The organism is Exiguobacterium qingdaonense (genome assembly GCF_018617855.1).
GTDB lineage: Bacteria > Bacillota > Bacilli > Exiguobacteriales > Exiguobacteriaceae > Exiguobacterium > Exiguobacterium qingdaonense.
This window is the reverse complement of sequence record NZ_JACSKY010000005.1, coordinates 56,562-82,336: the sequence shown is the minus strand read 5'-3', so window position 1 is coordinate 82,336 and position 25,775 is coordinate 56,562. Positions and strand designations below refer to the sequence as shown.

Genomic DNA, 25,775 nt, shown 5'->3' with positions numbered 1-25,775 from the left:
CATGAGACGAGACCGGAAAGTAGTCGCCATCGGTGGAGGGACCGGATTGTCCACCCTCGTCCGTGGCTTGAAACATTATCCGCTCGATATCACAGCGATCGTCACGGTCGGAGACGATGGTGGAAGCTCGGGACGTCTGCGCGATGAGTTTCATATGTTACCCCCGGGGGACATCCGCAACGTCATCCTCGCTCTATCGGAAGTCGAGCCGCTGATGGACAAAATTTTGCAATACCGCTTCGACACAGGTTACGGCTTGGAAGGACATTCGCTCGGAAACTTGATGCTTACAGCGGCGACTCATATTTGTGAGGGTTCGTTCGTGAAAGCAATCGACGTCATGTCACAGCTCTTGAACGCGCAAGGGAAGGTCTTGCCGGTCACTGAGACACTTATGACCCTCGCGGCCGAGTTCGAGGACGGCACGATCGTCAAAGGAGAATCCAAAATTCCACTCCATGAGCAGCCGATCAAACGATTGTTTCTGCTCGAGGACGGTATCAAGCCGGCTCCGGGAGTCGTCGAGGCGATTGAAGCGGCGGACGTCATCGTACTCGGTCCGGGAAGTCTCTATACGAGCATCATCCCGAATCTTCTCATCCCGGCAGTCCGGGAGGCGATTACCCGTTCGAAAGTCCCGGTCGTCTATATTTGCAACGTCATGACGCAACCGGGTGAGACGAAGGGATATGACGCGATGAAGCACTTGAAGGTCATTGAATCCTATCTTGAAAAGGCGTCGATTGATACGATTGTCGTCAACAATGAGCCGATCGAAGAAGAATATTTAGAGCGCTACCGGGAGGACGGATCCGAAGAGGTCCGCTTCGACAGGAAGAAGCTTCGAAACTATGGGACGAACGTGCTCGCTGGAGACATCGTCGACTATAACCGGGATTACATCCGTCACGACTCCGACGCCATCGCCGGACTTGTTATGCAGCGGGTGCTCCGAATCAAGAAACCTAGGTCGTTTCAAGAACTGGAATTGAAATAAAGATTGTGAAAGAAAGGAGGGGGAATCGATGAGCTTTGCATCAGACGTGAAGAAAGAATTGACACAACTCGAAGTGAACGACGCAGAAGCGAAGGCGGAACTGTCGGCACTCGTCCGGATGAACGGAGTCATCTCGCTCGCCCTTGGACGAGGCATGACCCTAGACGTTTCGACAGAGAATGCCTCGATCGCCCGGCGGATGTATTCGTTGATGAAACGTCTATATGACCATCCGTTAGACTTGTTCGTGCGGAAGAAAATGCGTTTGAAGAAAAACAACGTCTATATCGTACGGGTGTCACAGCACGCAGAGACGATGCTTCGGGACCTTGAGATCCTCGGAGAACAGTATGAGATGATCCGGACACTGAACTCAGATATGACACGGGATGAGAATCTGGCACGTGCCTACTTGCGTGGCGCCTTCCTCGCGGGCGGGTCGATCAACCATCCGAAGACATCGTCGTATCACCTCGAAATCTATAGTCTGTACGAAAACCATAACCAGGCGCTACGTGATTTGGCGAACCGGTTTGATTTGAACGCAAAGGCGCTCGAACGAAAGAAAGGGCATATCCTTTATATGAAGGAGAGCGAGAAGATTTCTGACTTCCTCAAGTTGATCGGTGCGACACGCGGGATGTTGGAATTTGAAGACGCACGAATCATCAAAGACATGCGCAACTCTGTCAACCGCCTCGTCAACTGTGAGACGGCCAATTTGAACAAGACGGTCGGGGCGGCATTGCGTCAAGTCGAGAATATTAAATTTTTGGAGCGTACGGTCGGACTTGAGGTGTTGCCGAAAAAATTGCGGGAGATCGCTGAACTTCGTGTCACGCATCAAGACGTGTCCCTACAGGAGCTCGGGGAAATGCTCGAGTCTGGTCCGATTTCGAAATCTGGGATCAACCATAGACTTCGTAAAATCGATCAGATTGCCGAGCGTGTGCGCAGCGGTGACGAGATCGCCTCTTCGTGATGCGGTTGCACCAAAACCATTCTTCCTATATAATAAGCAATTGTGTATAGGTTTTATGAAATGTGAATTAAAGGAGCTTCATCATTATGTCGAATGAAAAGAAAAGATTATCGCTCACGATTGACGCAAAGCTCGACCAAGTCATCACAGAGCGTGCAAAAGAGATCGGGATTCCGAAAAGCGCCCTCGTCACGTTCGCGACGAGCCTCTTCTTGAACCAACTTCGTGCTGAAGAGTTGTTGAACGGGGATAAAAATGCAATCTACGAAGTCATTCGTAAAGACTACGAGTTGCTCACGAGCGTCAAGAATCTAGATAACTAAGTGAAAGGTTGACTGCGGTCAGCCTTTTTTAGTTGCATCTCTCTCAGAAATTTGGAATAGTTGAAGTACTGAACGAAGAGGAGGGCAAAAGTATGGGACAAGCAAGTCAATTGCTACTTATTTTACTGTTACAATTAATCTTCGTACCGGTTCTGACCCTTCGAACGATTATGCTTGTTAAAGGAAAGACGATGATTGCAGCGATGTTTGGGACACTTGAAACGCTCATCTACATCTTCGCACTCGGCATCGTGTTCCAAGATTTGACGACGGTCGGTATGATTGTGTATGCGGTCGGTTTCGGACTCGGGATTTTACTTGGTGGTTTCGTCGAACGCAAACTGGCGATTGGATACAACATGATTCAAGTCCACACGAAAGAATACCCGGCTGAACTCATCCAGCAGATGCGCGACAACGGTTACGGCGTCACGCACTATCAAGGTCAAGGACGGGACGGGGTTCGTTATCGTCTCGATGTACTGGCGGCGCGGACACGGATGAAAGAGTTGCGTGAACTCGTTGAGAAGCACGAACCGAAAGCATTTCTTGTCGCATTTGACCCGATTGATTTCAAGGGCGGCTATATGATGAAAGGGCTACGACGTCCGAAATGATGCACAAGACTCACGGAAGTGGGTCTTTTTTTTGAATGGTAGGAATTTCGCGCCTGGACGGGGAATGAGTCAAAAAAGGAGATGAGACCGTGAAACGAAATCGACGTGTATGGATCATCATGATGATCGTTCTAGTCGGTGTGGGAAGCCTGCTCGCCGTATCGATGTTGATTGGACCAGATGAGGTCAAACCGCCACTCCCGACGGTTCGGGTCGGTTCGATGTCTGCGGAAGTGGAACAGTCGACGTATTGTTGGGAGTCAGGCGAACGAGCGACGTGTGCCGACTACGGATTGCCGGAAGCGGATGAGCTGCAACTGATCACGGTCAAGCCCGGAGACCGAATCGACGTCGTCTATCATGCCGAACCGATGACATCGAGTTTTCATCGAATCGAGGACGGGGAGCTCGTCGAAGCCGAGCATGTCGTGCCGAACGAGCCTGGTATCTATCTCTATGAGGTCGGTGGTGAGTGGGGGCAAGGCGACAGTCGGTACGTGTTCGGGATTCGAGTCGTTGAATGAGGGGAGAGTCAACGGAATGAAAAAGACGTTTCCCAATTTTAATCGGGAAACGTCTTTTGATTAACGTGACATGACTTTGTCGATGAGACCGTAGTCTTTCGCCTGATCAGCTGCCATGAAGTAGTCACGCTCTGTATCGCGCTCGATGACTTCGAGTGGCTGTCCAGTGTTGTCTGCCATGATTTGGTTTAACTTCTCACGCATTTTGATGATGCGTTCTGCGTGAATCTTAATGTCTGACGCTTGACCTTGTGTGCCGCCGAGTGGTTGGTGAATCATGATTTCCGCGTTCGGTAGTGCGAAGCGTTTTCCTTTTTCACCGGCTTGGAGCAAGAAGGCACCCATCGATGCGGCCATTCCGATACAAATCGTCGACACGTTCGGCTTGATGAAATTCATCGTGTCATAAATCGCCATACCCGCTGTGATCGAACCACCTGGGCTGTTGATGTAGAGCGAGATGTCCTTCTCCGGGTCCTCAGCTGCGAGGAAGAGGAGCTGTGCGACAATCGAGTTCGCGACGTTGTCGTCAATCGCACTTCCGAGAAGGATGATACGGTCTTTGAGCAAGCGTGAATAGATGTCATACGCGCGCTCCCCACGGCCTGTCTGTTCGATAACTGTTGGAATTAACATTGAATCTGCCTCCTTTATGTAGGTTGTAATTTCATCATACCTGTATAGTCAATGTTGGTCAAACAGAAACCCTTTCCACTGCTTTTTCCACAACACATAATGTGTAAAACGTCTCAAGTGCTGACGTTATCCATTTAATTTAGAGCGAGCCGACATGACAATCTGACTTGATTCAAAATAACGGGTGAAGCTGGAGTTGCCTGAATAGGATAGGAAGAGATACTCTTTAGCGCGTGTCATCCCAATATAAAGGAGAGAAACTTCGCGCTCGACATCTTCTTCATATTTAAAAGGCATATTATCAACATTGACAATAAAAACTGCTTGAAAATCAAGACCTTTACTGCTGTCGATCGTACTGATTTTGACGCTTTGATCATCTTTTGAGAAAGTACGTTTCGTTTCACTGCTCTCTGTAATCCAAAAGTGCTCGATATCATAATAGTTTAATGCTCGTTGTAAAGTGTCGACGTAATGCATCGTTGAAAACTTTTGGACGCGATAGAGGATCAACATTTCAGAATAAGGGACATTTCTCTCTTCATGTAACTTTTTAATTTGCCGAGCAACGAGATCTGCTTCTTTGAAGAAATGATCACATTTAATAATGGCTGGTTCAGGCCCTTTTCGAAGTGTACTCTGTGGAGCAATGATTTCGCCATCTAACTCCTTCGTCACGACTTTATCTTTTAAAGAGGAGTTCGACTGATAAAACGACCAAGCGAATGATACGATTTGAGATGTGTTGCGATAGTTTATATTTAAAATTTTTGATCTTCCTCGGAAATCAAGACCAGTATCCTGTACATAGCTACGTTTACGTTTATATATGGACTGTGCTCGATCTTCAACGAGTAGGAGCGATTTCGTATCTGGATTTAAGACCTCGCTTGCGAGTTCGAGCCATTCGGGTTCGAAGTCTTGTCCTTCATCAATCAAAATGGCATCGTAAGTCGGAAAAATGATTTCTCGTTTTCTTAGCTTTTCAAGAGTCGCCGGGATTTTCCTTTCCGAGATGTGTAAATCATTCTGTAGCCAGGCATGAAAATTTCGAACTTCAATCAAATGACTTTTGCGTTTCATACGAGGGTCAAAATCGAATAAGTCATCCGGCTCTAACATCATTTGTTGCACCATCTGTTCGATAAAACGGGCTAGTGAGATATTGTAACATAGAATTAAAATCTTCCATTCAGGATGTTGTTTTGATAATAGTTTGGCGCGACTCGCTAATATGAGAGTCTTTCCACTACCAGCAACACCTCGAATCAATCGATTTTGATCACCGAGTTGTTTGGCCAAGTTTTCTTGATGTAAGTCCATCGCTCGGATGTTGTGAAGAGATAGTAAAAGTTGGTCTTGATAAGGTGTGACTTTTTTAAATTCTGCGCTGATTCGAACTTCTGGGAATAGATGATAACGGATTGCATCTATTTCTTCTCCAGTGAGTGGTTCTCGCAGACGATAAGGGACAGTGAACATATTCAGAATTTTTTCGATGAGGATTTCCTCTGAGAATTGTGGGTCCTCAGGGTTGATTTCATCTCGCATGAGCGAGAAACAAGGGTCAATGACTTGATACAAGCCATAATTGATGCAGTCATCTTGTGTTAATCGCGTAAAAATTACGCCTGAACCATAAGGGAATTTTAATGTCGTCGCGTATTTCCCTTCGTGCTGAATCAAGTTTTGATCTCGTTTTAATACATCTGTCAGTTTAAACATATTTTCGCGAGCCTGTAGAAATGGACTCTTTATTTGTTTTTGAGATCCGTTTGTAGGAGTGATAATCCATTCTTCATGATTCAGTTGGTAGAGAGTAGAACGAGTATAATCTTTCACCTCTAAAACGATTAGTCCTAAATCGGGACCGATAATGACGAAATCCGGCTTTCGTCCGTGTATGTTAGGTTCATAATATATAATGTAATCATCCGGGAGGTAACGTTTCAACGTACGAAAGACGAGACGCTCTCCAGCCGTTGCAGAAGAACGAATCGTTTCGGGAACAGCATGAGCCACTAGGTGACACCTCTTTTCCGATTAATTTACTTAAATATACTATATTAAGAATAACTGAAATCATGATGGTTTAAAATGGAATTAGAAAAACAAAAAAGACGAAGACCTCGTAAGGTCCTCGTCCATTTTAATTGATACACCCGGAGAGATTCGAACTCCCGACACCTGGCACCGGAAACCAGTGCTCTATCCCCTGAGCTACGGGTGCATGTGTGTGACACGAATTTATTATACATTTGTTTTATTGAAAAAGCAATCCTGTCATCTAACCTTTTTTCATGTATGGATGATTGGAGTCCGTTAAAATGTAGAAAGAGGGGGGAGAACGATGCAACGGCAAGAGCAAAAGCAAGTCCAGCAGCAACAGATGACGCAAGACCTTGTGCAACGGCTACCGGTCCTTGAGGCAGATCGTCTCGCGCTGACGTTCCGACTGGCACGACTCGCGCGACATAATGAGAACATTCATCTTGGGAGTGGGGATCTCGGATGGGTTGTGGATGCGGCAAGTGCGTTTGAAGAAAGTCTGTTCATACAGATTCACGAGGGGAGCGGGAGCGAGTCGGAGAAGGAGCTTCGACGACAGCTCGTCCTGTTACTTGACCATCGAGGGTTATTGCCCGACACGGACGAGGTGTTGGCGAAACGCCTCGGAGTCGATCCTATGCGAATCGAACAGGCTAGACGAGCCTTGCTGTTTCTTGAGCCGACGGGGATCGGTGCGAGGACGGAACGGGAGTGTCAATATCGACATGCGATCGAACAGGAAGACCCACGCGTCGTCGATGTGTTCGATGCAATCGAGAGTGGGATGGGACACGAGATGATAGTAGAAGCTCTCGCGATTTCAGAAGAAGAACTGACCCGTCTGGAGCGGATTATCGCAACGCTTCCGAAGCGTCCTTTATTATATGAAGAAACGGGGAACGTCTTCCCGGAAGTCGAGGTGCGCCTTGAAAACGGAAAGCTTGCCACGACATGGCTCAGTCCACAACTTGATGAGTCGCGTGTGGGAGACGACCGAGAAGCGAAGTGGTGGATGACGTCCCTCTCGATGCGAAATGAGACATTACGAGAGATTTGGTCCGTCATCGAGGCGCGTCAGACAGAGTGGCTGGAAGGGGAACTCGTACTCAATCCGCTGACCCGTCGGACCGTCGCACACTTGATTCGCAAACATGAATCGACGGTCGGTCGTGCCATCCAAGGAAAGTTCGCAAGTACCGAGAGCGGCATCATGGAGTGGAGACATTTCTTCGTCCGCTCGACGAGTCATGGCCACTCCCCGTTTATGATTAAACGGAAGTTGGCAGAACTGATTCAACGAGAGGCGGCACCGCGGAGTGATCGAGCGCTCGCCCTTGAGCTGGCCCGATACGGCTATCAAGTGACGAGACGGACCGTGACGAACTACCGGGAAGAGCTTGGTTTCGGAAACTCCCGTGAACGTGAACATCAGTTATGGAAAGGGTGATTCAGATGAAACTAACATTATATAAACGAGAGAATTGCTCACTCTGTGACGAGGCGGTCGTCATGCTTGAATGGCTCGGAGAAGACTATCCGATCGAGCTCGTACAGGTCGACATTACGGGAGATGAGGTGCTAGAGGCGAAGTATCTATTTGAGATCCCGGTTCTTATACACGAAGGAGAGGTCATCAGTCAAGGGCGATATGATGACAACAAAGTTGAAGATTTTGTTAAGTATACGCTTACATCGAAAAAAAACGTTTGAAGGGGTTGTCAGACGGAAAAGTGATTGATAAGATGAACTCGTAGCGGTGGGACGCAAATAAAAAAGTGGGACGGAAGTTGTCCACACTTAAAGTCGAGGGGGTATGAGCATGATCCAGCAACTGATTCACGTTCAGAAGCAAATTGTCCCTGACCTGCTCGATACGCTCCGACATCGTTACGATATCTTACACTATGTCCGTTTGATGCAGCCGATTGGCCGCAGGACGCTAGCAACGAGTTTGGGATTGACCGAACGGGTACTTAGACGAGAAGTCGACTTTTTGAAAGATCACGGTCTTCTTCATGTGGCTACTCAAGGAATATCCCTCAGTGAGACGGGAAGGAATGTCTTACGGGACTTGCACGAGATCATGGGAGAACTTCTCGGAATCTCAGAAGTGGCAAGAGAACTCGAAGAAAAGTTAGGGGTTCGCCAAGTCGTCATCGTACCGGGTGATTCAGATGAGACATTCTGGGTCCAACGTGATATCGGACGGGCGGCGGTCACGCAACTAAAAGCGAGGCTCGCACCGGATGATAACGTGGTTGCGGTAACGGGTGGTACGACGATGGCATCAGTCGCGGCGATGATGTCGCCCGACAAAAAAGAACGCCCGATGCATTTTGTGCCGGCGCGTGGAGGTCTAGGAGAAACGCTTGAACTTCAAGCGAACACCGTCTGTTCACGCATGGCGGACCGGGCCCGCGCAGACTATCATCTTCTACATATTCCGGATGAAGTGTCACAAGAAACATTCGATCGGATGGTGGAGGAACCTAGCATAAAAAATGTGCTGGAAATGATTAGAGCGGCGCGAATTGTGGTACATGGAATTGGTGAGGCAGAAACGATGGCAAAACGCCGTCATGCATCACCGGAGCACCTGCGAATGATTGAACGGCATGACGCCGTCGCCGAGGCATTCGGTTATTACTTCAATGCCGAAGGTGAAATCGTACATCGCGTCAAGACGGTCGGCATCCAACTTGAAGAGTTAGATGACATGGACACCGTCATCGCGGTTGCCGGAGGAAAATCGAAGGCACAGGCGATTGCCGCCTATGCAAAACACACGCCGAACATCATTCTCGTCACAGACGAGGGAGCGGCGAAAGAATTATTAACTTGTTATTAAAGAGTTGACCCCCGTTGGCTCTTCAATAAATAGCTTCTACCCTAAGGAGGAAATTAACATGGCAGTAAAAGTTGGTATTAACGGATTTGGACGTATCGGTCGTTTAGCATTCCGCGAGATCATCAAGAACGAAGGAATCGAAGTTGTTGCGATCAACGATTTGACGGACACGAAGATGCTTGCGCACCTTCTCAAGTATGACACGACACAAGGTCGTTTCGACGGAGACGTTGAAGTTCATGACGATCACTTCCTCGTAAACGGAGAGAAAGTCGTTACGCTTGCAAACCGTAACCCTGAAGAACTTCCATGGGGAGACCTCGGTGTAGACATCGTTCTCGAATGTACTGGATTCTTCACTTCTAAAGAAAAAGCTGAGCTTCACTTGAAAGCTGGCGCGAAAAAAGTTGTCATCTCGGCTCCTGCCACAGGTGACATGAAGACTGTCGTTTACAACACGAACCACGACATCCTTGATGGTTCTGAAACAGTCATCTCAGGTGCTTCATGTACAACAAACTGCTTGGCACCAATGGCTAAAGTTCTTCAAGACCAGTTCGGAATCGTTGAAGGTCTCATGACGACAATCCACGCTTACACTGGCGACCAAAACACGCTTGACGCTCCGCACCCGAAAGGTGACTTCCGTCGTGCGCGTGCAGCTGCAGCAAACATCGTTCCTAACACGACAGGTGCTGCGAAAGCAATCGGTCTCGTAATTCCTGAACTTCAAGGAAAACTTGACGGTGCTGCACAACGTGTACCAGTTGCTACAGGTTCACTCACTGAGCTCGTCACTGTACTCGACAAGCAAGTATCTGTTGACGAAGTAAACGCAGCAATGAAAGCGGCAGCGAACGAGTCATTCGGTTACACTGAAGACGAAATCGTTTCTTCTGACATCGTTGGAATCACATACGGTTCACTCTTCGATGCGACACAAACAAAAGTAATGACAGTTGGCGACAAGCAACTCGTTAAGACGGTTTCTTGGTACGACAACGAAATGTCTTACACTGCACAATTGGTTCGCACAGTTAAGCACTTCGCTAACATTGCGAAGTAAGTTCGTGAACTAAATAGAATCAAATAGGAGCGGAAACAAGAGATTGTTATCCGCTCTATTTATGAAATAACACGCACGACATATGGAGGCGAAAGTTATGAACAAACAGTCTATTCGTGACATCGATGTAAATGGGAAACGCGTCTTTTGCCGCGTTGACTTCAACGTTCCACTCAAAGATGGCGTCATCCAAGACGAAACTCGGATCCAAGCCGCACTTCCAACAATCAAGCACTTGCTTGACGGTGGTGCGAAACTCGTCCTCGCGAGCCACCTCGGCCGTCCAAAAGGCGAGAAGAACCCTGAGTTCTCACTTGCTCCAGTAGCGAAGCGTCTCGCTGAGCTCCTCGGAAAAGATGTACCGCTCGTCGAAGAAGCATATGGTCCGGTCGCAGAAGAAGCGGTCGCTAAACTCTCTGAAGGCGATGTCGTCGTTTTAGAGAACGTTCGTTTCTACCCTGGTGAAACGAAGAACGACGCTGAACTTGCAAAAGGATTCGCAGCACTTGCTGACGTATACGTCAACGACGCATTCGGCGCGGCTCACCGTGCACACGCTTCGACTGAAGGGATTGCACACCACGTGGACACAGCCGTATCAGGTCTTTTGATGGAAAAAGAACTTGAAGTCCTCGGTAAAGCTCTTTTAAACCCAGATCGTCCGTTTACGGCGATTATCGGCGGTTCGAAAGTGGCGGACAAGATTGGGGTCATCGACCACCTTCTTGACATCGTTGACACACTCATCATCGGTGGCGGACTCTCGTATACGTTCTCGAAAGCACTCGGGCACGAAGTCGGGACGTCACTCCTTGAAGAGGATAAGCTTGACCTCGCTCGTCAATTCATGAAGAAAGCAGAAGACAAAGGCGTGAAGTTCTTGATGCCTGTCGACTGTGTCATCGCAAAAGAATTCGGCGAAGAAACGTATGTCGGCCCAGTCGATATCGACTCGATCCCAGCGGATCACATGGGTCTTGATATCGGACCGAAGACAGTCGAACTTTACGCGGATGCGATTCGCGAATCGAAACTTGTCGTTTGGAACGGACCGATGGGCGTATTTGAACTCGATAAATACGCAAACGGAACGAAAGGTGTCGCTCAAGCACTTGCGGACAGCGATGCATACTCAATCATCGGTGGTGGCGACTCAGCCGCTGCGGCAGCCAAGTTTGGCCTTGCTGACAAGATGAGTCACATCTCAACTGGTGGTGGCGCATCACTCGAATTCATGGAAGGCAAGAAACTTCCAGGTGTCGAGGCGCTCAACGACAAGTAATTTAGAGGAGGAATATCGATGCGTAAACCGATTATTGCAGGTAACTGGAAAATGAACAAAACACTCTCGGAAGCGGTCGCTTTCGTAGAGGAAGTCAAAAACAACGTCCCATCTACTGACAAAGTGGATGCAGCGATTGGTGCTCCGGCACTTTTCCTCGCACCGATGGTAGAAGCAGCGAAAGGGTCAAACTTGTTGCTCGGTGCACAAAACATGTACGACAAAGATAGCGGTGCCTACACTGGCGAAATCAGCCCAGTGATGCTCGCTGACCTTGGCGTGACGTATGTCATCCTCGGTCACTCAGAACGTCGCGAATACTTCGGCGAATCCGATGCGTTCATCAACAGCAAAACGAAAAAAGCGTTCGAACACGGTCTTACGCCAATCGTTTGCGTCGGTGAGACACTCGAGGAGCGCGAAGGCGACAAGTTCGAGGAAGTCATCAAAACACAAGTCGAAGGCGGTCTCGCTGACCTCTCTGCTGACCAAGTCAAACAACTCGTCATCGCATACGAGCCAGTTTGGGCAATCGGTACGGGTAAATCAGCGGACGAGGCTGACGCACAAAGCTCTTGTAAGTATGTTCGCGACGTGGTGAAAGGTCTTTACGGTGAAGACGTAGCGGCTGCGGTACGCATCCAATACGGCGGATCTGTAAAACCTGAGAACATTAAAGAGTACATGGCGCAAGATGACATCGACGGCGCACTCGTCGGCGGTGCTTCACTTGAAGCCGCTTCGTTCCTCAAGTTGTTGGAGGCGATTTAAATGGCTAGACCAGTCGCCCTCATCATCTTAGATGGTTTCGGGATGCGTGACGAATCGTTCGGAAACGCGGTCGTGGCCGCAGACAAGCCGAATTTCGATCGCTACTGGGAGCAGTATCCACATACGCTCCTAAACGCAAAAGGCGAGTACGTCGGTCTTCCGGAAGGACAGATGGGCAACTCGGAAGTCGGTCACTTGAATATCGGTGCCGGTCGAGTCGTCTATCAGTCACTTTCACGCGTCAACAACGCGATCAAAGACCGTTCACTCTTCGACCGTCAGGCGATGAACCATTTGGCAGGTCATGTGAAGAAACATGATTCGAGTCTCCACATCATGGGTCTCGTATCAGATGGCGGGATTCACTCGCACATCAATCACATGTATGCCATCGTGGAGTTCGCGAAACTTCATGGCATCGAAAAAGTGTTCATTCACGCGTTCACGGACGGCCGTGACTGTGATCCGAAGTCAGGAGCCGGTTTCCTCAAAGAAACAGAAGAAAAGCTCGCTGAACTCGGTGTCGGTCAAGTCGCTAGCGTGTCTGGTCGCTACTATGCCATGGACCGCGACAACCGCTGGGAGCGCGTCGAGAAAGTATACGACGTTCTCGTAAACGGTAAAGGTGAAGTCGGTACGGACGCAGTCGATGTTCTCAAAAAGTCGTACGAGAACGATTTGACGGATGAGTTCGTCTTGCCGACGGTTATCGAAAAAGATGGCAAGCCGGTCGCAACGATTCAAGACAACGACGCGATCATGTTCTTCAACTTCCGTCCGGACCGGGCGATCCAGTTGTCGAAAGTGTTCAAAGAGAAGGCTGGATTCCAAGGATTCACTCTCTCGGACAACCATCCTGAGAACCTTCTCCTCGTCTCGACGACGAAGTTCTCAGATGACGTCGACACAGACATCGTCTTCCCACCGGAAGATTTGAAAAACACACTCGGGGAAACGCTCTCTGCGCAAGGATTCAAACAACTCCGCGCCGCAGAAACAGAGAAGTACCCACACGTCACGTTCTTCTTGAATGGACAGAAAGAAAAACCATTTGAAGGTGAGGATCGTCTCCTCGTCCCTTCACCGAAAGTCGCGACATACGACCTCCAACCTGAAATGAGTGCGTACGAACTCACAGACGGCTTGCTCGAGCGAATCGAGTCGGATGAGTATGATGCTTATATCATCAACTTCGCGAACCCGGATATGGTCGGTCACTCAGGGAAGCTTGAGCCGACGAAGAAAGCGATCGAAGCGGTCGACGAATGCCTCGGTAAAGTAGTGGACGCATTACTTGCCAAAGGTGGCGCGGCCATCATCACAGCGGATCACGGGAACGCGGACATCGTCACGAACCCGGACGGATCGCCGATGACGGCGCACACGACGGAACCTGTTCCGTGTATCATCACAAAAGAGGGAGTCGAACTGAAACCAGTTCTCGAAGGCGCACTTTGCGACCTCGCCCCAACGCTTCTCGACCTTCTCGGTGGAGAGCAACCAGCTGAAATGACTGGTTCATCGATTGTCACAAAATAATACAACTATTTTTCAAACGAAAAGGAGCGATTTTTCATGTCAATGATTACAGAAATTTACGCACGCGAGATTTTAGATTCACGCGGTAACCCATCAGTAGAAGTAGAAGTCTTCACAGAGGACGGCGGTTTCGGCCGTGCCCTCGTCCCATCAGGCGCATCAACAGGTGAGCACGAAGCAGTCGAGCTTCGCGATGGCGACAAGTCACGTTACCTTGGTAAAGGTGTCTTGAAAGCAGTGGCGAACGTGAATGACACGATCGCACCAGAACTCATCGGGTACGATGTCTTCGACCAAAACGCACTCGATGCGAAAATGATCGAACTCGACGGTACAAAAAACAAAGGTAAACTCGGCGCGAACGCGATCCTTGGTGTCTCAATGGCAGCAGCACACGCAGCAGCAGACGAGCTTGGCCTTCCACTTTACACATACCTCGGTGGATTCAACGCGAAGACGCTTCCAACGCCAATGATGAACATCATCAACGGTGGTTCGCACGCGGACAACAACGTGGACTTCCAAGAGTTCATGATCATGCCTGTCGGCGCACCAACATTCCGTGAAGCGCTCCGTATGGGTGCAGAAGTATTCCACGCGCTCAAATCAGTTCTTTCTGGCATGGGCCTTAACACAGCTGTCGGTGACGAAGGTGGTTTCGCACCAAACTTGAAGTCTAACGAAGAAGCGATCACAGTTATTCTTGAAGCAATCGAAAAAGCTGGTTACAAAGCTGGCGAAGACATCTACCTCGCAATGGACGTTGCGTCTTCTGAGTTCTACGACAAGTCAACTGGCAAGTACGAACTCGCTGGCGAAGGCAAGTCAATGACAACTGCTGAGCTCGTAGACTTCTACGCCGAGCTCGTTGACAAGTACCCAATCATCTCAATCGAAGACGGTTGCGACGAAAACGACTGGGACGGCTTCAAATTGCTTACTGACAAAATCGGTAACAAAGTTCAGCTCGTTGGGGATGACCTCTTCGTAACGAACACTGAAAAACTTGCTGAAGGTATCGAAAAAGGAATCTCAAACTCGATCCTCATCAAAGTTAACCAAATCGGTACGCTCACAGAAACATTCGACGCGATCGAAATGGCGAAAAAAGCTGGTTACACAGCAGTTATCTCGCACCGTTCTGGTGAAACAGAAGATGCGACAATCGCGGACATCGCTGTTGCGACAAACGCTGGTCAAATCAAAACAGGTTCACTTTCACGTACAGACCGTATCGCGAAATACAACCAACTTCTCCGCATCGAAGACATGCTCGGCGATGTAGCGAAATACGACGGCATCAAGTCGTTCTACAACCTTAAAAAATAATTGATTGTTTCAGGCTCGCCAATCGGCGGGCCTGTTTTTTTGTGTGGAACATCCGCACAATCGACGGTGGGACGATATTCGGTCGTCAACCCGTCTTTGCGGCACCGATGCTTTCTGCAGGCAATCCACGGAGCCTCCTCGCGCTTAAGCGCTTGCGGGGTCTCCGCGAGATGACGATTGGTCGTGACGTTTTTGTCACGACCTCTATTTTGTGTCAGAACACACAATATTTGGGTATACTCTCTACATAACGAATAAAGGAGCCAATGCTTATGACACGAGTACGAAAAGCCATCATCCCAGCCGCCGGTCTCGGCACCCGCTTCCTTCCTGCCACGAAAGCCATGCCAAAAGAAATGTTGCCGATCGTCAACAAGCCGACGATCCAGTTCATCGTCGAGGAGGCCGTCGCCTCAGGCATCGAGGACATCATCATCGTCACGGGGAAGAACAAACGGGCGATTGAAGACCACTTCGACCGTGCGCTCGAATTGGAACAAAACCTCGAATCGAAAGGGAAGACGCGCCTGCTCGAATCGGTCCGTCACTCTTCGAACTTGGCGAACATTCACTACATACGCCAACAGGAGCCAAAAGGTCTTGGTCACGCGATCTGGTGCGCCCGAAAATTTATCGGAGATGAGCCGTTTGCCGTCTTACTTGGAGACGATATCATCGAATCGGATGTGCCGGCGACGAAGCAATTGATTGACCAGTATGAGGCACATGAACGTTCAATCATCGGGGTGCAGCGTGTCCCGTATGAAATGACGAATCGATATGGTATAATTGACCCGCTTGCCGTCGAAGGGAAGCTCATCCCGGTCCGGACGTTCGTCGAGAAACCGCCCGTCGATGAGGCCCCGTCGAACTTCGCCATCCTCGGCCGCTACATCTTAAAGCCGGACGTCTTCGAGGCGTTATCCGGGCAAGAGGCGGGAGCCGGGGGCGAGATTCAATTGACGGATGCGATCGCACGCTTGAATGAGGAGCAGACGGTATTCGCCTACGAGTTCGACGGTCGACGTTACGACGTCGGGGAGCCGATCGGATTCGTCGAGACGACGATTTGTCATGCGCTCAGCGATCCCGATTTAAAAGATGACGTCCATGCCTTATTGAAACGGCTCGTGGACGAACTTGATCAACAGTAAGGTGTGTTATTCTTGAAAACAATGCTTATGGTGTGTCAAAACTATTATCCGGAGATCGGCAGTGCCGGCAACCGGATGCAAAACATTACGCATTTGATGAAACAGCGCGGGTATGAAGTCGAGGTCATCACGGCCGCTCCTTCATACCCGAGCTTTGATATGTACCAGGACGACCGCTTCTGGAACGACCGGGAGTTGAACGACCAACCGTTCATCAAACGACTCATCACGAAGAAACGGAAACATACGTCCAACATGGTCAGTCGTCTCTTCCTGTTCCTCGAACAGATGGTCAAAGGAATCCGTGCCGTCCGTAAGCTCGAATTGAAGCCAGACGTCGTCTTTGCGACGACCCCTTCTTTTTTTATGGCGTTTGTCGGTGCCTATGCGAAACGAAAATATGGCGTCCCGTTCATCTTGGACGTCCGTGACCTCTGGCCGGAGTCGGTGAAAGGGGTCGGTGTGTTCAAGTACGATTGGGTGCTCACGCCGGCGTTTTGGATGGAGAAGCGACTGTATCGTGTCGCCGATGAAGTCATCATCAACTCGGAAGGGTTCCGCAGCTATCTTCGTCAGCGCGGTGTGCCGAACGAGAAGATCCACTACATGCCGAACTCGATTCGGGAAGCGGAGCGCACGCTCGAGCGGACGATTCCGCCGGACGACCGGATGGAGATCTTATACGCCGGGAACATGGGGCTTGCCCAGGACGTGTCCCTACTGCTCGAACTCGCCGAACGATTCCGGGACGAACCGCGGATTCACTTCAAACTGATCGGCTACGGCTATCGGAAAGAAGAGTTGAAGCAGACGATTAAAGACCGTGGCTTCCAAAACTTCTTGTTCCTCGAGGCGATGCCACGCACCGAGGCGTTCCAGGCGATTAAAAATGCGGACGTCGCGTTCGTCAGCCTGATCGAGCAAGAAGTGTTCGATACGGTCATCCCTGGGAAACTGATCGACTATATGGCGGTCGGCAAACCGATTGTCGCAGCAGTGTCAGGCCATGCGGCGAATGTCATTGAAGCGGCGGAAGTCGGCTACGTGTCACGGAGGCGTGACATCGATGAGATTGAGCGAATCCTGCGGAAACTCCTCGACCGACCGGACCTACGGGAGGCGCTCGGGGCGAACGGGATTCGTTACGTCAAAGAGAATCTATGTTGGGAAGAGAATATCGACGTGTTAGATCAAGTCGTACAACAGTTAGTGATGGAGGAAACACGATGAAGTCAGTATGTATGTTTGTATGGAACCATTTTACGAATGATGCGCGCGTCCTTCGTGAGTGCTCGGCACTCGCCGAGGCAGGCTATGAAGTCGATTTGATCGCGCTTCAAGACCCGAAAAATAAAGAGCTTCCAAAAGAAGAGATGCGTCCGGAAGGATTCCGCGTCATCCGCGTGAAGCGTCAGCCGTCAATTCTCGTCAACGCGCTCAAGTTCGCGAAGAAGACGTATCAATGGGTGAGCGAGAAGCGGACCCGTCAGATCGGTGCCGGACTCGTCGGTGCCGGGTTGTTCTTGCTCGCGCCGTTCACGATGCTTGCGCTCGGGGCGGCCGTCGGGGCGGTCTTGTTGCCACAAGTACGGAAGCAGATCGTCAATGCGAGCGCGATGCTCGAGATGGTATTCGCTTCGACGAAAAAATCGTATGACTTTTACCATGCGAACGATTTGAACACGCTCCCGCAGGCGCTCCTCGCCGGAAAAGTGTTCAATAAAGGTCGAATCGTCTATGATTCACACGAAGTACAGACGGACCGTACCGGTTATGGCTACATCCAAAGTAACCTTGAAGGCTGGCTCTTGCCGTTCGTCGATACGATGATGGTCGAGAACCATACGCGTGCGGCACATAACGAAGAGTTATACGGATTCTATCCGTACGTGCTCCATAACTATCCGTTCTACCGTCCGCTCGACTTCTCGCTCCGTAAGGACTTGCATGCGCTCCTCGACTTGCCAAAAGACGAGAAGATCCTCTTGTACCAAGGCGGTGTGCAAGCCGGGCGCGGTCTCGAACAGCTCGTGCTCGCGGCGAAAGACTTCAAAGAAGGCACGCTCGTCATGATCGGGGACGGGAAACTCAAACCGACGATTCAACAGATGATCGAGACAGAAGGGGTCGGTGACCGCGTCAAGATGATTGACAAAGTACCGGTCGAAGCGTTACCTTACTATACGATGAACGCCTACCTAGGCTTCCAAGTATTGAATAACGTCTGCTTCAATCACTACTCGGCCTCGTCGAACAAATTGTTTGAGTATTTGATGGCCGAAGTACCGGTCGTCTCATGTGACTTCCCTGAAATCGAACGGGTCGTCGCCGGAAACGACGTCGGGGTGCTCGTCGATTCGCACGATCCACGATCGATCGCGGACGGCGTCAACCGATTGCTTGAAGACCAAGCACTTTATGCGCGCGTCAAAGAGAACACGAAGACCGCGCGTGAGAAATACAACTGGGATTTGGAAAAAGAGGCACTCTTGAACGTCTACGCGAACGCCGCGGAACGCAAGTTGCCGATTATGAAAGACGGTGCGCCAAAGCCAGTATAATCTTAAGACTGCGGCTTTGGCCGCGGTCTTTTTTCTGTGGAAGGAGGACATATATGAAACGTCAACAGCAACATCTATTGCGTCAACAAGTATGGCGCAAGCTACAAACCATCTCGGTGAAGGACATCGCCTGGATCATCGCGGGCTCATTCATTCTCTCATTCGGGGTCAACTACTTCACCGTACCGAACGACTTCTCGGAAGGTGGCCTGCTCGGGGTCACGATCATCCTGTACTACGTGTTCGGCTGGGACCTTGGGCTCACGTCGATCATCGGGAACGGGATCCTCTTCATCGTCGGCTACAAACTGCTCGACCGCCGGACAATGGTCTATTCGGTCGTCGCCGTCGTCGCGACGTCATTCTTCCTTAGTCTGACGCATGACTGGGGGAGCCCGGCCGAGGATAAGCTGCTCGCGGCCGTCTATGCCGGGATCATGATTGGGGCCGGGATCGGTATGGTGCTCCGTGTCGGCGGGACGACCGGAGGGGGCGTCATCATCGCCCGGCTCATGGAGCGTTATCTCCATTTGAGCGTCGCCGTCTCGATGTTCATCATCGACGCGATCGTCGTCGCGACATCCGGCTTCTTCTTAGGGGAACAGGTCGTCCTCTATACGCTCATCGCCATCATCATCGGTTCGTGGGTCATCGACCTCGTCGCGGAAGGGCTCAACATCCGCAAGGCCGTCACGATCATCAGCGACAAGCAAGAAGAGCTCGCCGTCGTCTTGACAGAGACGCTCGGCCGCTCGGCGACGATCATCCATGGACATGGCTACTATACGAAGCAGGATAAGAACATGCTGTATATGATTGTCGACAAACGTCAGATCGCGCCGCTCAAAAAAATCGTCCAAGTGACGGACGACCGCGCCTTCGTCGTCATCCACCAGGTGAAGGAAGTCATCGGGGAAGGGTTCAGCTACCCGTCCCGATAATTTGAATGCTGGTGTTTTATTGATAACTTCTATATAATAAAAGGCGTGTAAATAGAAGGAGGAACTGACTACTATGCAAACGATCGCTACAATCAGCCTACTTGTCGTGGCTGTCTTATTGATTGTCGTCGTACTGCTCATGTCAGGTCGGTCGCAAGGTCTTGGAGCGATTGCAGGTGGCGCGGAGCAGTTGTTCGGACGCCAGAAAGCACGCGGCTTCGATGCTGTTTTGAACCGAACTGCAGCTGTACTAGGCACTTTGTTTTTCATTTTAGGATTACTAGTCGCATCATTATGATGATAAGGCTGATCGTTCTCGATTTTCACGTGAGGCGGTCAGCTTTTGTTTTTTCGAATTATTTTTTGGGAATAATGTAGAGACGAGGAGATGACGTACGACATGAAAGTAACTGCACCGAAACCGTTCTTCTTCGAAGGCGGACCACGTGCCGTGTTGATGTTACATGGCTTCACTGGATCGAGCGCGGATGTCCGCATGCTCGGCCGCTTCCTTCAAAAAGAAGGATACACATGTATGGGACCGATCTATCGAGGTCATGCCGTCCCACCGGAAGAGTTACTCCAATATGGACCAAAGGACTGGTGGGAAGACGTCTTGAACGCCTATCAGACACTCGTCGACAAAGGGCATGAGGAGATCGTCGTCTGTGGACTCTCGCTAGGTGGCGTGATGTCACTCCGTCTCGCCGAGGAGAAGGATGTCAAGGCGGTCATCCCGATGTGCTCGCCGACGGGAATCGATGCCGAGGACCGTCTGTATAAAGGAGTCCAGGCATATGCCCGAGAATATAAGGGTAGAGAAGAAAAGTCGCCGGAACAGATTGAGCAGGAGATGGCAGAGTTCAAACCGATGCCGACGCTAAAAGACCTCCGTGCCTTCGTCCGCGACACGGCCTCGAAGCTCGAGGACATCTTCGTCCCGACACTCGTCGTCCAAGGCGCCAAAGACAACATGATCGACCCGGAATCGGCGAATCAGATTTACGAGGCGGTCAACACGTTCCAAAAAGAGTTGCTCATCTATGAGAACTCGGGACATGTGATCACACTCGACAAAGAAAAAGAGAAACTGCACCAGGACGTGCTCGATTTTCTCGAAACGTTAGACTGGTCAGTCTAAGAAGGAGGTGTCACGTTGAATTTACGTGACCAATTATTAGAGATCTTACAGGCGAGCGAGAAACCGCTCTCTGTCGATCAACTGACCGAGCGACTACAGCTCGCGTCGGCGGATGACTTCAAAGAGCTCATCCGCACATTGAATGCCCTCGAGGAAGAGGGTGCCATCGGCCGGACGCGGACGAACCGTTACGGGACGCTCGCCACGCTCGGCCAAGTCGCGGGAATCATCTCGATTCACCAACGCGGCTTCGGCTTCTTGTCGGTCGAAGGGGAAGCGGAAGACGTGTTCTTGCCGCCCGACCAACTGAAGGACGTCTACCATGGCGATACGATCCTCGTCAAAAAACGCGAGGACAACCGTGGCAAGACAGAAGGCATTTTATTGAAAGTATTGAAGCGCGGACTCTCTGAGTTCGTCGGGACGTATACACTCCCGAGCGGTCGACTCGACCAGTTCGCCTTCATCGAGCCGGATGACAAGCGCATCAACTTCTGGCCGGTCGTCAACCCGGACAAGTCGCTCGGTGCCGTCGACGGGCATAAAGTCGTCGTGCGCATCACGAAGTATCCGGACGGACGCTTCGCCGGTGCCTGTGACGTCGTCCGCATCATCGGGCATAAGAACGACCCGGGCGTCGATATCTTGTCGATCGTCTACAAGCACGGCATTCCGACGGAGTTCCCAGAAGACGTGATCAATCAGGCGAACGCCGTACCGGACGAGGCGGACGAGAAAGACTTCGTCGGTCGCGTCGATCTTCGCGACGAGACGATCTTCACGATTGACGGCGAAGATGCGAAAGACTTGGACGATGCCGTCCACGTCAAAAAACTCGATAACGGCAACTACGAGCTCGGTGTCCATATCGCCGACGTCTCGCATTACGTAAAAGAGGGCTCACCGCTCGACGTCGAGGCGCTCGAGCGCGGGACGAGTGTCTATCTCGTCGACCGCGTCATTCCGATGTTGCCGCACCGGCTCTCGAACGGGATCTGTTCCCTCAACCCGCACGTCAACCGCTTGACGCTCAGCTGTGTCATGGAGATCTCCCCACAAAACGGGAAGGTCGTGAGCCATGACTTGTTCCCGAGTGTCATCAAGACGACGGAGCGGATGACGTATACGAACGTCCGTGAGATCATCGAGCGCGATGACGAGGAGACGTTGAAAAAGTATGAGCCGTATATCGGTGAGTTCGACCTCATGGCCGAGCTCGCAGAAGTGCTCCGGAAACGACGCAACTCGCGCGGTGCCATCAACTTCGATTTCGCCGAGGCGAAAGTCGTCGTCAACGAGGAAGGGAAGCCGGCAGATATCGTGCTCCGTCCACGTTCGGTCGCCGAGAAGTTGATCGAAGAGTTCATGCTCGCGGCCAACGAGACGGTCGCCGAACACTTCCACAAGATGGACGTGCCGTTCATCTATCGCGTCCACGATGACCCAAAATCGGACAAGCTCGACTTCTTCTTCGACTTCGTCGCGAACTTTGGCATTCACATTGAGCGATTCAAAGGGCAGACGGTCGAACCGAAGACGCTTCAAAAGATTTTGAAGGCGATCGATGGGGAGCCGGAAGAGCCGGTCATCAGCACGATCATGTTGCGTTCGATGCAACAGGCGAAGTATGATGACGTCTCGCTCGGTCACTTCGGACTCGCGACTGACTTCTATACACACTTCACGTCACCGATCCGTCGTTACCCGGACTTGATCGTCCACCGTCTCATGCGCACGTATGTCTTCAATAATGATTTATCGGAGAAGACGATCGCCAAGTACGAGGACCGTCTCGGGGCGATCGCCGAACAGGCATCGAAACGGGAACGTCGCTCGGTCGACGCGGAGCGCGAGACACAGGCGCTCAAGAAAGCCGAGTACATGGAAGCCCATCTCGGCGAAGAGTTCGACGGTGTTGTCAGCGGCATCACGAACTTCGGGATGTTCATCGAGCTTCCGAATACGATTGAAGGGCTCGTCCGTCTCCAGTCGATGGATGATTACTACCACTTCGATGAAGGGCAGCTCATGCTCCTCGGAGAGCGGACGAAACGCCAGTTCCGCATCGGGGACGCCGTTCGAATCAAAGTCGACGCCGTCAACCTAGACGAGCGGACGATCGACTTCACGGTCGTCGGCATGCCGAAACGGGAACAGTCGAGCCGTCGCCAACCGACGACAATCAAAGCGAAAGGCGGTCGTCCGAAGAAGGACGAGAAAGACCGTCGTGGCGGTCGCGGTCGGGACGACAAGAAGAAGCGCGGCAAACCAGGCAGACCTGGGAAGCCGGGCAAACCAGGCGAGAAACCGAAACGGAGCGGGGAGAAGTCTTCCCAAGGCCGTTCGGCGCTCGACCTGAAGAAGAAAGACAAGCAAAAACGAAAAGGCGACGCCAAACGAGGTGCGAAGAAGCGTCGCTGACGGGGAAGGGCTCGTCCCTTCCTCCGTATCTTGTAGATAAAGGACTGAATGTGTATGGCCAAGAAGAAAGATTCGAACGCACTCGCCCAAAACCGTAAGGCGTCCTTCGATTATGCGATCGAGGATACGATTGAGGCGGGCATGGTGCTCACAGGGACGGAGATCAAGTCGGTCCGTCAATCGAAGATCAATATCGCGGATGCGTACGTCCGGTTCGACGGGGGCGAGGCGACGCTTCACAACTGTCATATCAGCCCGTTCGACCAGGGGAACCGCTTCAACCATGAGCCACTCCGCGTCCGAAAGTTATTGTTGCATAAGAAACAGATTAATCAGCTCATCGGGGCGTCAGGGCGTGACGGCTACACGATCATCCCGCTCAAAGTGTATATCAAGAACGGGTTCGCCAAGTGCCTGCTCGGCGTCGGAAAAGGGAAGAAGAAGTACGACAAACGCGAGGACTTGAAGAAGAAAGACGCGAAGCGTGACGTCGACCGTGCCATGCGCGATCGGCAAAAATACTGACAACGAATCCTGATTGTGGTATATTAAATATAGTACCAATTACCACCCCGGGGACGTTATGGATTCGACGGGGGTAGGTCGGTCGTATGTGGCGTGTCGAGGGGTCGGCCTCGTTAAAACGCAAACGCCTATAACTGGCAAAACTAACACACAACTCGCAGCAGCCTAAGTGCCCTGCGGATCCTGACATCCATCGCTTGTGTGGATGACTTTCAGGGTCTCAAACTAAGCAAGCTACGCTTCAACCTCGCCGTCTGAGGGCGCGAAGAAGAGATGAAACAGACTGGATGCGACAACGCCTGTTTATCGGCAGTGTCACATCGAGATTCAATAGATAAACTACACACGTAGAAGCATACGTTACGATGCCTTCGGACGCGGGTTCGACTCCCGCCGTCTCCATTTTGAAGCAGTCTGTAACGACTGCGATCAATGATTTTCATGAAGACCTTCTAATTTCATTGAGATTAGAGGGTCTTTGCTTTTGATTGAATCCAAAAAGAAAGGAAGGTGAAACGCATGGGGAAATATCAATTAGACAAGAGAAGCAAAGTAGCTGCGGCGAAGTACCAAGACGGTAAAAAGCCGACAGTCTCGAACAAGAAAGAACGATTGAACCAGCTTCGTGAAGCGTATTTGCAAAAGCAACAAGAGAAGAAACAATCTAGTAACGGATAAAAAACTTTAATAATCTTCAAGTGTGATTTTAAAAAAGTCGAACTAAAGAAAGAGGGTCACCAATGCGTGTTTTTGCCTGGATGATCCTCTTTTTGTTTCTGTATTTGCTAATCACTAATCACTAAAACAAGCTTCAAATTACAAGTCATTTATCTAGAAGAGACAGATTTTTGATCGTTAATGTTATATCGAGATTCAATAGATAAACTACACACATAGAAGCATAAGTGCGATGCCTGCGGACGCGAGTTCAACTTCCTGGTTTCTTCCATCTATAGTGATTTTAATTGGAGCTAGACAAGGTGATTGATTTTACTGTCTAACTCCTATTTTTTAATTTAGTTTATTACAAAGTAGGGTAACAATTCGGTCATTATATCCTTTGTTGGTCTAACTTCTTGAAACTGATAACGTCTATCTTCGTTAGTTCTTGTAAACTCTGAAATCATATAAGTTGTAGTACCTAGTAAATTTGCTAACTCTGTATTATTTATTTCGACTATTCCTTCATTTCTCAATCTAAGAATAAATGCAATGTATCCTTTTAATCTTTCTTCTTCTGAAAGATCAAAGGGATTAAATAATGTTAGTATTTCTCCAATGTTTTCTGGTAAAAGCGGTGGAACTTCGCTATGAGTTTGTCCTTTTTTTATGCTACTTACATTTGATCCAGTCATTCCGTAAAATTCTGCGATTTTTGATTGTGTAGTTTTAATTACTCCTTTTTCAAGCAAAGATAAAACATATTTAATATTACCTGCTCTGGTTCGATCTTCATTATAGGAATTATAATGATATGTATTTACAATTTGTTCGATATTGTCAGGTATTAATGGTTCGATGTTAGAATAGGTATCTGTATTTGCTATATTCCACACAGTAGAGCTATTTAAAAAGAATATATTACTTAGTTCACTAAGGCTCATTGCAATCACTTTCTGTTCGATTAAAAATAATACATACTTTATATGTGAAATAATTTGAGTATCTGTGATTTTCGAGTTTCCGGGTAAGATGTTTGTTAGTATTCCACCTGTTTCTCTGTAATTTAAAATTAGTTCTTTTTCTAAAGACAGGGCGTCTTCTTCAAATAAATTGCTCTCTACAATTCGGACATCCCAATCGTATTGCTGTTTAATTTGTTCACAAGCTGCATTTCTAGCATTTCTCCAAGCTCTTTGTTTAGTACCCTTGCCTACATAAAAAACTTCATTTGACTTTGTTAAATAGAACTCATATACATAGAACGCTATATTTTGCTCGTTTTCGGAAGAGTTTACATCAATTTGATTTTTCACATAATGACCTCCTTATAGAGATATTTGATGGTATTTCATTTACAATTGTAAAAGTTTTTTGTTTTCCAATTTTATTTTTACCTAAATGTATGT

At 49.8% G+C, this 25,775-nt stretch carries 25 protein-coding genes, 1 tRNA gene and 1 other RNA gene; 23 read left to right on the top strand and 4 right to left on the bottom strand.

Features of this window, described 5'->3' with window-relative positions; genetic code table 11:
- Position 1 precedes the first annotated feature (1 nt).
- The 5 genes from KNP00_RS07720 to KNP00_RS07700 all read left to right on the top strand — a co-directional run bounded on the left by KNP00_RS07720 (position 2) and on the right by KNP00_RS07700 (position 3,443).
- Entirely contained in the window at positions 2 to 997 is a 996-nt protein-coding gene (locus KNP00_RS07720; protein ID WP_215143824.1) for a gluconeogenesis factor YvcK family protein, read from the top strand.
- Positions 998 to 1,025: 28 nt separating this feature from the next.
- On the top strand, positions 1,026 to 1,979 hold the full coding sequence (whiA, locus tag KNP00_RS07715) for a DNA-binding protein WhiA (protein WP_215143822.1): 954 nt from the start codon (positions 1,026 to 1,028) through the stop codon (positions 1,977 to 1,979).
- A gap of 86 nt (positions 1,980 to 2,065) precedes the next feature.
- Positions 2,066 to 2,302, top strand: a complete 237-nt coding sequence (locus KNP00_RS07710) for a hypothetical protein (protein ID WP_012726920.1) — start codon at positions 2,066 to 2,068, stop codon at positions 2,300 to 2,302.
- A 92-nt stretch (positions 2,303 to 2,394) separates the two neighbouring features.
- Positions 2,395 to 2,919 (top strand): DUF2179 domain-containing protein, encoded by a 525-nt coding sequence (locus KNP00_RS07705; protein WP_215143820.1) that lies wholly within the window; start codon positions 2,395 to 2,397, stop codon positions 2,917 to 2,919.
- A gap of 89 nt (positions 2,920 to 3,008) precedes the next feature.
- Complete coding sequence (locus KNP00_RS07700; protein ID WP_338082267.1) at positions 3,009 to 3,443, top strand: hypothetical protein; 435 nt, start codon at positions 3,009 to 3,011, stop codon at positions 3,441 to 3,443.
- 60 nt (positions 3,444 to 3,503) lie between these two features.
- Here the strand turns inward: KNP00_RS07700 and clpP are convergent, their stop codons facing one another.
- The 3 genes from clpP to KNP00_RS07685 form a co-directional block, all read right to left on the bottom strand.
- The gene (gene clpP, locus KNP00_RS07695) at positions 3,504 to 4,079 is read right to left on the bottom strand and encodes an ATP-dependent Clp endopeptidase proteolytic subunit ClpP (RefSeq protein WP_215143818.1); all 576 of its coding nucleotides are present in this window, start codon (positions 4,077 to 4,079) and stop codon (positions 3,504 to 3,506) included.
- Positions 4,080 to 4,205: 126 nt separating this feature from the next.
- Positions 4,206 to 6,101, bottom strand: coding sequence for a 3'-5' exonuclease (locus KNP00_RS07690; RefSeq protein WP_215143817.1), 1,896 nt, complete (start codon positions 6,099 to 6,101; stop codon positions 4,206 to 4,208).
- A 135-nt stretch (positions 6,102 to 6,236) separates the two neighbouring features.
- Positions 6,237 to 6,309 (bottom strand) — tRNA-Arg (locus KNP00_RS07685).
- A gap of 120 nt (positions 6,310 to 6,429) precedes the next feature.
- On the opposite strand from KNP00_RS07685, the gene KNP00_RS07680 reads away from it, so the two are divergent.
- The 18 genes from KNP00_RS07680 to KNP00_RS07595 all read left to right on the top strand — a co-directional run bounded on the left by KNP00_RS07680 (position 6,430) and on the right by KNP00_RS07595 (position 24,384).
- Complete coding sequence (locus tag KNP00_RS07680) at positions 6,430 to 7,575, top strand: RNA polymerase factor sigma-54 (protein ID WP_215143815.1); 1,146 nt, start codon at positions 6,430 to 6,432, stop codon at positions 7,573 to 7,575.
- A gap of 5 nt (positions 7,576 to 7,580) precedes the next feature.
- Positions 7,581 to 7,838 (top strand): glutaredoxin family protein, encoded by a 258-nt coding sequence (locus KNP00_RS07675; protein ID WP_215143812.1) that lies wholly within the window; start codon positions 7,581 to 7,583, stop codon positions 7,836 to 7,838.
- 109 nt (positions 7,839 to 7,947) lie between these two features.
- Entirely contained in the window at positions 7,948 to 8,976 is a 1,029-nt protein-coding gene (locus tag KNP00_RS07670) for a sugar-binding transcriptional regulator (RefSeq protein ID WP_215143810.1), read from the top strand.
- Positions 8,977 to 9,034: 58 nt separating this feature from the next.
- Entirely contained in the window at positions 9,035 to 10,042 is a 1,008-nt protein-coding gene (gene gap, locus KNP00_RS07665) for a type I glyceraldehyde-3-phosphate dehydrogenase (protein ID WP_215143808.1), read from the top strand.
- Between the two features lie 97 nt (positions 10,043 to 10,139).
- The gene (locus tag KNP00_RS07660) at positions 10,140 to 11,324 is read left to right on the top strand and encodes a phosphoglycerate kinase (protein ID WP_215143801.1); all 1,185 of its coding nucleotides are present in this window, start codon (positions 10,140 to 10,142) and stop codon (positions 11,322 to 11,324) included.
- 18 nt (positions 11,325 to 11,342) lie between these two features.
- Positions 11,343 to 12,095 (top strand): triose-phosphate isomerase, encoded by a 753-nt coding sequence (gene tpiA / locus KNP00_RS07655; protein WP_215143799.1) that lies wholly within the window; start codon positions 11,343 to 11,345, stop codon positions 12,093 to 12,095.
- Positions 12,096 to 13,634, top strand: coding sequence for a 2,3-bisphosphoglycerate-independent phosphoglycerate mutase (gpmI, locus tag KNP00_RS07650; RefSeq protein ID WP_215143797.1), 1,539 nt, complete (start codon positions 12,096 to 12,098; stop codon positions 13,632 to 13,634).
- A 36-nt stretch (positions 13,635 to 13,670) separates the two neighbouring features.
- Entirely contained in the window at positions 13,671 to 14,963 is a 1,293-nt protein-coding gene (eno, locus tag KNP00_RS07645) for a phosphopyruvate hydratase (RefSeq protein WP_215143795.1), read from the top strand.
- 272 nt (positions 14,964 to 15,235) lie between these two features.
- Positions 15,236 to 16,117, top strand: a complete 882-nt coding sequence (gene galU, locus KNP00_RS07640; protein ID WP_215143793.1) for a UTP--glucose-1-phosphate uridylyltransferase GalU — start codon at positions 15,236 to 15,238, stop codon at positions 16,115 to 16,117.
- A 21-nt stretch (positions 16,118 to 16,138) separates the two neighbouring features.
- Positions 16,139 to 17,347 (top strand): glycosyltransferase family 4 protein, encoded by a 1,209-nt coding sequence (locus KNP00_RS07635; protein WP_240542788.1) that lies wholly within the window; start codon positions 16,139 to 16,141, stop codon positions 17,345 to 17,347.
- A complete protein-coding gene (locus KNP00_RS07630) occupies positions 17,344 to 18,678 on the top strand; it encodes a glycosyltransferase (protein WP_215143789.1) in 1,335 nt (444 codons plus the stop codon). Before KNP00_RS07635 ends, KNP00_RS07630 begins: the two co-directional genes overlap by 4 nt.
- Before the next feature lie 53 nt (positions 18,679 to 18,731).
- Positions 18,732 to 19,619, top strand: coding sequence for a YitT family protein (locus KNP00_RS07625; protein ID WP_215143787.1), 888 nt, complete (start codon positions 18,732 to 18,734; stop codon positions 19,617 to 19,619).
- A gap of 73 nt (positions 19,620 to 19,692) precedes the next feature.
- Positions 19,693 to 19,917 carry a preprotein translocase subunit SecG gene (gene secG / locus KNP00_RS07620; RefSeq protein WP_012726902.1) on the top strand — a complete coding sequence of 75 codons (225 nt, stop codon included), beginning with the start codon at positions 19,693 to 19,695 and terminating at the stop codon, positions 19,915 to 19,917.
- Between the two features lie 102 nt (positions 19,918 to 20,019).
- Entirely contained in the window at positions 20,020 to 20,760 is a 741-nt protein-coding gene (locus KNP00_RS07615; protein WP_215143785.1) for an alpha/beta hydrolase, read from the top strand.
- A 15-nt stretch (positions 20,761 to 20,775) separates the two neighbouring features.
- Positions 20,776 to 23,181 (top strand): ribonuclease R, encoded by a 2,406-nt coding sequence (gene rnr / locus KNP00_RS07610; RefSeq protein ID WP_215143783.1) that lies wholly within the window; start codon positions 20,776 to 20,778, stop codon positions 23,179 to 23,181.
- 54 nt (positions 23,182 to 23,235) lie between these two features.
- Positions 23,236 to 23,706: an SsrA-binding protein SmpB gene (gene smpB, locus KNP00_RS07605; RefSeq protein WP_214693541.1), complete on the top strand. Its 471-nt coding sequence runs from the start codon at positions 23,236 to 23,238 to the stop codon at positions 23,704 to 23,706.
- A 49-nt stretch (positions 23,707 to 23,755) separates the two neighbouring features.
- Positions 23,756 to 24,111: a transfer-messenger RNA gene (gene ssrA, locus KNP00_RS07600) on the top strand.
- Between the two features lie 114 nt (positions 24,112 to 24,225).
- Entirely contained in the window at positions 24,226 to 24,384 is a 159-nt protein-coding gene (locus tag KNP00_RS07595; RefSeq protein WP_215143781.1) for an alcohol dehydrogenase, read from the top strand.
- A 338-nt stretch (positions 24,385 to 24,722) separates the two neighbouring features.
- Here the strand turns inward: KNP00_RS07595 and KNP00_RS07590 are convergent, their stop codons facing one another.
- Positions 24,723 to 25,682 carry a GIY-YIG nuclease family protein gene (locus tag KNP00_RS07590; RefSeq protein ID WP_215143779.1) on the bottom strand — a complete coding sequence of 320 codons (960 nt, stop codon included), beginning with the start codon at positions 25,680 to 25,682 and terminating at the stop codon, positions 24,723 to 24,725.
- Positions 25,683 to 25,775: the final 93 nt, after the last annotated feature.